General features: G+C 74.5%; 1 protein-coding gene. It reads left to right on the top strand.

Annotation, left to right across the window (positions count from 1 at the left end):
- On the top strand, nt 1-1,874 hold a 1,874-nt coding region (locus tag GTQ99_RS22655), incomplete at its 5' end, for a family 78 glycoside hydrolase catalytic domain (protein ID WP_166617926.1).
- Nucleotides 1,875-1,947 lie beyond the last annotated feature (73 nt).

The raw sequence follows: 1,947 nt of genomic DNA, 5'->3' as shown, positions 1-1,947 counted from the left end.
CGCGGGGCATCTCCCACCTGGTCGGCGAGCGCGTCTCCCCCGCCCGGGTGTCGGCGGTCTCCAGCCACCCGGCGCCCGCCTGGTCCAGCGATCACCCCGTCCCCCGCGTGCTGCAGGCCGTGGGCCAGGACGGCGCTGCACGCCCCGCCGCAGGAACCGCCACGAGCACGGACGCCGCCGAGCTGCCGGTCCGCTTCCCGCTGGAGCGCGGCCGGGTGCAGCACCTGGCCGTGGACTTCGGGCGCATCGTCGTCGGGTTCGTCGAGGTCGACGTCGACGCCCCGGCGGGCACCGCGGTGGAGCTGCACTACCGCGAGAAGGCGTTGCGCGCCGACCCGGCCGCGGCGCAGCTCGACCCGGCCACCGGGGCCCGCTACGTCTGCGCCGGTGGGAAGGGCACCTTCGAGGCCCTGGAGGTCAACGGCTTGCGCCACCTGCACCTGGTCGTCCACGCGGGCGATGCCGACCAGCAGGGCGACGACGAGGTGCAGGTGGCGGAGGCGGAGGTGACGATCTCGCGGGTGCAGGTGCGTGAGCACCTCTACCCCCGCACCGGCGGCGCCTACTTCACCAGCAGCGACCCCGTGCTGGAGATCCTGTACCGCGCCGGGGTGCGCACCGTGCAGGCCAACTCCCTGGACGCCTACACCGACTGCCCCACCCGCGAGCAGCGCGCCTGGGTCGGCGACGGCGTGGTGCACCAGCAGGTCGACCTGGTCACCAACGCCGACTGGGGGCTGGCGGCCAACTTCGTGGAACTGGGCGACTCCCCCCGCCCGGACGGCATCCTGCCGATGGTCGTGGCGGGCGAGGTCGAGGCCGGCGGCGGGCTGACCATCCCGGACTGGTCGCTGAGCTGGACGCACGGCGTGCACGTGCTCCACCGCCACGACGGTGACCTGGAGCGCGCGCGGACGCACCTGCCCACCGTCGAGCGGATCCTGCGCTGGTACACCACCTACCTCGACCAGCGCGGCACGATCGCCGAGGTGCCCGAGTGGAACCTGGTGGACTGGTCCAGCATCCACCTCAGCGGGCGCAGCGCGGCGCTGACGGGCCTGTGGGCACGCAGCCTCGCGGAGTTCGCCGAACTGTCCGAGGCGGCCGGCAACCCCGGGTCCGCCGCGTGGGCACGGGCCCTGCACGCCGCCGCCGCGGACGGCCTGGAGGACTTCTGGGACGAGCAGCGCGGGGTCTACGTCGACCACGTCGTCGACGGGCAGCGCCGACCCGCCGTCTCGCAGGCCACCAACGCCGCCGTCATCGTCTCCGGCCTGGCCCCGCGCGAGCGCTGGGCCCGGATCGTCGAGCGCATCACCGATCCGGAGCGGGTGGTGGTGCGTTCCTGGATCGGTGACTACGACACCGCCGGGTACAGCTTCGCCAAGATGGCCGAGCAGTCCCGCGGCGTCCAGCGCATCGACTGGGACGTCGAGCAGCAGGTGGTGCGCGCCGAGCCGTACTTCAGCCACGTCGTGCACGACGCCGTCGCCGCAGCCGGGCGCGGCGAACTGCTGATCGACCTGGTGCGCGACTGGGAGCAGTTCCTGGTCGAGGGCTACGACACCTTCGGCGAGTGCTGGGGCTGGGGCACCCCGGTGCACGGCTGGAGCTCCACCCCCGCCCGCGACCTGATCACCCACGTGCTGGGCATCACCCCCGACCTGCCCGGGTACGCGCGGGTGCGCATCGCCCCGCGCCCCGGGCGCCTGCACGAGATCGCCGGCGCCGTCCCCACCCCGCACGGCCCGGTGGAGGTCCGCATCAGCGGTGCCGGCGCCCGCATCGACAGCCCCGTGCCGATCCTGCTGGTCGCCCAGGACGGCGCCGAGAGCGAACTGCCCGCCGGTCAGCACGAGGTGGACGTCCGCTGAGGCGGGGCGCCGGCACCCGCACGGCCGGGTGCCGAAGGCTGGACCTCTCCCGGGCAGCCACCTGGTCCTGACC

It is taken from the genome of Kineococcus vitellinus, from assembly GCF_009906315.1.
GTDB classification, from domain to species: Bacteria; Actinomycetota; Actinomycetes; order Actinomycetales; family Kineococcaceae; genus Kineococcus; species Kineococcus vitellinus.
The sequence above is the reverse complement of the archived record's forward strand: the minus strand, read 5'-3'. Positions and strand labels throughout refer to the sequence as shown.